The organism is Brachyspira catarrhinii, from assembly GCF_005518285.1.
GTDB classification, from domain to species: domain Bacteria; phylum Spirochaetota; class Brachyspiria; order Brachyspirales; family Brachyspiraceae; genus Brachyspira; species Brachyspira catarrhinii.
Genome location: NZ_SJDU01000129.1, coordinates 1 through 5,889 on the forward strand (window position 1 = coordinate 1; position 5,889 = coordinate 5,889).

The following is a 5,889-nucleotide window of genomic DNA, read 5'->3' on the forward strand; positions in this document are numbered from 1 at the left end:
TTTTTATATTAAAGAATTCCAAAATCGGATTTACTTTTTCGGACGAGCTAAAAGTTTTCCCGCAGGAATTACATTTATAAAAGTAGGGCGGTTTATTTGGCAACATAAATTACTCCTTAATCAAATATTATTTTTTACTTCTTCAATTCCCGATACGGCTTCTTTATACATTTCTTCGTATTTTTTCTTATCTTTCAATTGATTTTTAAGCTCTTCGGCGTCTTTTTCTATCGAGCTTGAAATATCGCTTATAAGATTGTCAGCCTGTTTGTCTAATTTTGAAACTATTTCGGCGGATTGATTATCCAAAGCTTTTTCTATATCTTTGATTATATCCAAAACGGTTTTTCTCATAGCTTTTTGCATAACTTCTACGGATGTTTCCTCTTTGTCCGATACGGTTTCAATTATAATATTGGTATAATCTTTGTCCAATCTAACGGAACTTATAGATAACGAGCGCAAAACTTTTTTTAACGGCAGAATAATAGAGTTGGCGTCAAAATCTAAATTTGATAAATCGAATACTTCCAAAAGTTTAACGGCTATCTCTTCGCAAAAAGCGTTTATATCGAAAATATCTTTACAAGCGGAATTTATCATTTTTTGAGATTCTTTCATAATCTTATTTATCTGTTCTATGGCGTCTTGAGTGGAAGCGTAAGAGACATTTCTTGTTCTCGTTTCTTGTCTATATCCCCAATCCGTGTCAAAAATTCCGCCAAAAAATCTACCAACTCCTCCAAAGAACCCTTCTTTTTCTACCATAACCGTGTAGTTTTCGGTTTTCTCTCTCTTCTTTACATCGGAATTCATATCTATTATATCTCTGATTTCCGTTAATAAATCTTTGAATTTAACTTTTATCTCATGAGTTTTCTCATCGTAGCAATCGTTTATGCTATCTTTCAATTTTGCCAAATTATTAAGCGAGGATTTAACTTTATCTTCCAAAGTTTTAATATCTCCGTTTGAAAGTTCTTCTTGTTTTCGCTTTACTTCTTCATATAATTCGTTTATCGATTGAGTAAATCTTTCGATAAAGCCAGAATATATATTATTCGAACGTTCTTTAAATATATTTTCTTTTTTAGAAACTATTTCGGGTATAATAGTAGAATTAAATATTTCTATTCCGCTTAATTTTTTATAACTTTCGGCATCGTCTATAAAATGAGGAAAAGCCCTTACGATATTATTTTTTATTCTCTCTTCGTTTTTCGATAATTTGCCATAATGTTTATAAATATCGTAGCATGAAGAACTTATATAATACGGAGGAAAAGCTTTTTCAAATATATCTTTTCTCTTGCTGTTATTTATTCTCGCTTTAAATTGCTCGTTTAAAACGGTTTCCACTCCAGCCTGAGCGGTTTTAATATCGCCGTTATATTTTTGACTTTCGCCAATCAAACCGTTATCAAATTTACTTCCTATAACTTTAACCTCTTTTATTCCCTCTTGCGGAAGCTGTTCCGAAAATAAACTTATATCTTGCGAATCGAAAAACTGACTCGTAGGGCTTAACAAAAATATAACATCGCATTTTCCCAAAAAATCTCTCGTAAGTTGTCCTCTGCTTATAACGGGATCGTTTAGCCCGGGAGTGTCGACTATATCAAAATCTTTTATCGCCTCTATATTCAAAAATATTTCTATATATTTTACTATAGGCATATATTTTCCGTTTACGCCGACATAATCCTCGAGTCTATTTTTAAGGGCTTCTACCGATTCTACATTATCCAAAACCTCAAAATTATCGTTGTTTTCGGAATTTGCCGAATTTTCCAATTTGTTTCTCAATTCTCCTTCGTTTTTCTTGAAATTCTCAAAAATTTCATAAAATGCTTTAGCGCTGTCGCTCAATTCTACCATTCCTAATAATTGGGCGTCCGTTAATTTTACTTCGGGCTTGTTTTTCTTTTTAAGCTCTTCGTTTAATTTTTTTCTTTCGTTTTCAATCGCTCTTTTGCATTCTCTCGCTCCGTTTTCTACTGTTTCAAAGTCTTTTAAAGTGAAAAAATGCACTTTTGCCGATATATTTTCTGAGTATCTTATTTTTGTAAGCGCCGCAGTCATTGGAGTAGCCGCTTTTGGCAAAACATCCTCGCTCTCAAAAAATAAAGTATTCAAAAAAGAAGATTTTCCCGCTTTTACCTGTCCGACTATTCCTATCGTTAGAATTTTATCTTCGCTTTCGAGCCTTTTATAATTTTCCAAATAATTATTAAAGTCGTTTTCAATATCTCCCAATATCGATTTATCCAAAATCTCCAAATAATTTGAAGTTTTTAATTTGTTTTTTAATTCTTCAATTTTTTTGTTATTTTCCATTTTTTTTATACCTCGTTATTTTAAATTTTTATTTTAAATTTTTTCTATGTCTATTATATTCTTCCCTATTTTTAGAATATAAGGAATCGCCCAGCAAATCTAAACATTTATCTTTTGAATTTTCCAAGTCTATTATAAAGTTTTTAATATTTTGCCTATTTTCTTTAACATTTTTTATAGATTCGTCTATTGATTTATTTTTAGCGCCAATTAAAGAAAAAGCGGACTTAATTTTAGTCACATTTAACGCTTCCGTATAAATAGCCAAATCCTCGTCCATATCTTTATAATATTCTACAAACTCGTTAAAGATTTTATTCAAATCTTCCAAGTAATTTCTTTCTATGCTGTTATTTTCGCTTTCAAAGAAATCGAATAATTTTTTCTCGCCTTCTTTAAAGTCTTCGGGATATTTTGAGGAATAAACTACTATATCTTTATAATCTATTCCTCTGCTGTCGAGTTGTATTTTGCTTTCTTCAACTATTCTATCTATATCTTCTTCGCTTTGAATATCAGCCTTATTGAAAACTATTAAAATATCCTTTCCGTTTAATTCTTCTTTTTCAAGGAATTCTAAATCGTTATTTTTAATAGTCCCGTTTTCCATACTCACAACCCAGACGATATTATCCGCTTGAGCTATTCCTTTCATAGCCATATTGCTATCGTCTTCGGTAGCGTCCGTCCCTTGTCCCGTATACCCCGGAGTATCGAGTAAAGCTATATTTTCATATTTTAATTTTTGAGTATGAAGCGAAACATATTTTACCATATTATGAACATCTTTATCGTATTCTTTTGTGAAAGCATGCGTGACAAATTGATACAATTCTTTATCTACTTTCGTCTGCCCGCTGAAACAATTTCTTATATATAAATCGTTATCTTTTTCATATACAACGAAAGTGTTTATCGCCGTAGTCGGCTCTATAGAAGTCGGAAGTATATTGTCCTTCAAAAAAGAATTAATCATACTCGTTTTACCCGAACTAAACTGTCCGCATAAAGCTATTATATTTTTATGATAGAATAACGGAAAATTAATAGCCTCTTCGATTTTCTCCAAAAGCTCGTCAAAATTCTTAAATAATTTTCCGCTCGGCAAATCGTATTCTATGCATTTATTAATCAAATTGTTATATACGCTTCTGATTTTATGAAAAGCTTCTGTAGATTCGTTTTTTTCGGGCTGTTCGGATAGAATATCCAAAACTTTTTTATGTTTCTCTTTCGCTTGCGCAGCTTCCATCAAAACTGCATTTATAGTTTCTTCTTTTTCTTCCAATTTAATATTGGTTTCTTTTAGCTCCGTCTCGACTTTATTATAATCGCTTTCTTTTTTTGAGAGTTTATCTTTATATTCCGCTAATTCAAAGTTAATATTTTTAATATCCGTTTCTTTTTCAAAAACGACTTTATTTAAAATATTTATTTTATTTTTATATTTTCCAACAATAATTATTAATATTATAAGAAATATAAAAATTACTCCCGCGGAAATTATTATTGATATATTCATTTTATTCTCCGTCAATATTAAGTTGCAAAATTAATTTTTCGGTTTTTTCAATATCCGATTTTAATAACTCTAATTTTTCATTAAATTCGTTTTCCGAAATTTCCTTATCTTTTTTAGCCTTTTCCAAAGCTTCTTTTATGCTGTTTTGCTCGATATCAAATTTTTCTCTAACGGCTTTAATGAAAGCGTCCGTTTGTTCCGATATACAACTATCAAGCTTGCCTCTAATTTGCAAAAGAACGCTTGGAATTATATTTCCGAGTATTTGACTCTTTATATTCTCGTTTTGGCTCGCTTCCCTGTTTGATTTTAATAAATTTCCAAAAAATGGAATGAGAGAGGCTATTAAAACACCGACTATAGGAAGGGCTACCGAACTTAATGTAACGGCGGAAGATATAGCTGCGGTTGCGGCTAAAGTTCCAGCTGCGGTGACTCCAGCGGTTGGCAAATACTTTTTCAACATTTCCATAATCACATCCATACCAGCGTCTATTAATTTATTTCCTTCTTCAAGGCTACCGATATTAATAGAATCTATTTGAAGTTCGCCGACTATAGAATTAAAATTAACCTGAAGCCTTCCGTATATCTCCGAAAATAATTCTTTCAAATGTCTATCGGAACTCGAAGCTATAACGGGTCTTACTAATTGGTTTATAGTGTCTCCAAACGAAGAAGAATTTTCTTTCGCTTTCATAACGAGCATATCTACATTTTCGCTTAAAGTATTGGATATATCCGAAATTATGGCGTCCGTAAGCTGATTATTTGCCTTATTTTTTATAAAATACGCTTCTTTTTCGATGCTTTTTTCTATATCTTGAGCCTTCTTTTCCAATTCTCTAATATTTTTGTTTATCTCGCCAATATCAAATCTGTCGTATTTTAATTTGCGGTTTAATTCTTTCAATAAATTTTCTTCCAATATTGATTTCAAATTTGAATATAAACAGTTTTTAGCGATTGCGACTACTTGCATATTTGATAAAATATTTTCAAAATCGGAAATATCCGAATTGAAAACTGACACTTTGCCGACAAATATATCTTTTCCGATAAAATTTAAAATATTTTCTTTTGTGGTTTTAATTATATTTTCAATATCCGCTTCGTCTTTTTGCTCGTATTTTGAAAGTATAAAACCAAAATTAAGACTGTATAAATCAAGCTCTTTTAAGAAATCCAAAAGAGATTTTTTAATCGTTCCGTTTTCAATATCCATTATTATTATGAAATATGAAGCGGAATTTATATAATTCTTTATAGCCTTATTATGCTGTTCGTATCCCGAATCGAGTCCCGGCATATCGACAATTGTAATATATTTCAAATTTGCCAATTTGTTATTATTCAAATGCATGCGAACAAAAGAACAATTTTCGATAGTCAAATCTTTCAATTCGGCTATATTTTTTCTGCTCGACTCGTTTTTATCCGACACGACTTCCAAATATTCGTCCGCATCGTAAACTAATTCGCAAGCAACGGAAGTTTTAGCCTCTATTCCCACAGGCAAATCAATATTCAAATATTTATTTAGAATACTGCTTTTGCCAGCGCTGAATAAACCGATTAGTGGGGCGTTAATCTTAAAATCGCCAACCGTCTTTTGCGCGTCCGAAAGTTTTTTGTTCAAATTATCAAAACCATATCTCGTATTGATATTTGAAGCCTCCTCGATTACCGTTAATGCGTTTTTCTTTACTGATTCTACCGACATAATATATTCTCCTTTAATTTTAATTTTTTTGTATGAAGTAGAAATAATCTATATAAAATTTTTAAATTATATAAATCGCTTATTGAAATTAAATAAGAAAATAAATTTAATAAATTTTTAGAATATTTAATATTTCTAAAATTTTTAAATATTTTTGCCGCCTTTATAAAAGACGATATAAAACAAAGATTAAAAAACGATTTTAAATTAAACCGTAAACAAAATAAAATATTTTCTAAAAAGTTAAATATTAGTATAGTATAGTATAGTATAGTATAGTATAGTATAGTATAGTATAGTATAGTAT

General features: G+C 30.4%; 3 protein-coding genes. All 3 read right to left on the reverse strand.

The features are described 5' to 3' along the window. Positions 1-120: 120 nt before the first annotated feature. From EZH24_RS06150 to EZH24_RS06160, 3 genes are read right to left on the reverse strand one after another with little or no spacing between them, the layout of a single operon-like run. Positions 121-2,337, reverse strand: a complete 2,217-nt coding sequence (locus EZH24_RS06150; protein ID WP_137998256.1) for a dynamin family protein — start codon at positions 2,335-2,337, stop codon at positions 121-123. 28 nt (positions 2,338-2,365) lie between these two features. Then, positions 2,366-3,859 carry a dynamin family protein gene (locus EZH24_RS06155; RefSeq protein ID WP_137998257.1) on the reverse strand — a complete coding sequence of 498 codons (1,494 nt, stop codon included), beginning with the start codon at positions 3,857-3,859 and terminating at the stop codon, positions 2,366-2,368. A 1-nt stretch (position 3,860) separates the two neighbouring features. After that, positions 3,861-5,582 carry a dynamin family protein gene (locus EZH24_RS06160; protein WP_137998258.1) on the reverse strand — a complete coding sequence of 574 codons (1,722 nt, stop codon included), beginning with the start codon at positions 5,580-5,582 and terminating at the stop codon, positions 3,861-3,863. Positions 5,583-5,889 lie beyond the last annotated feature (307 nt).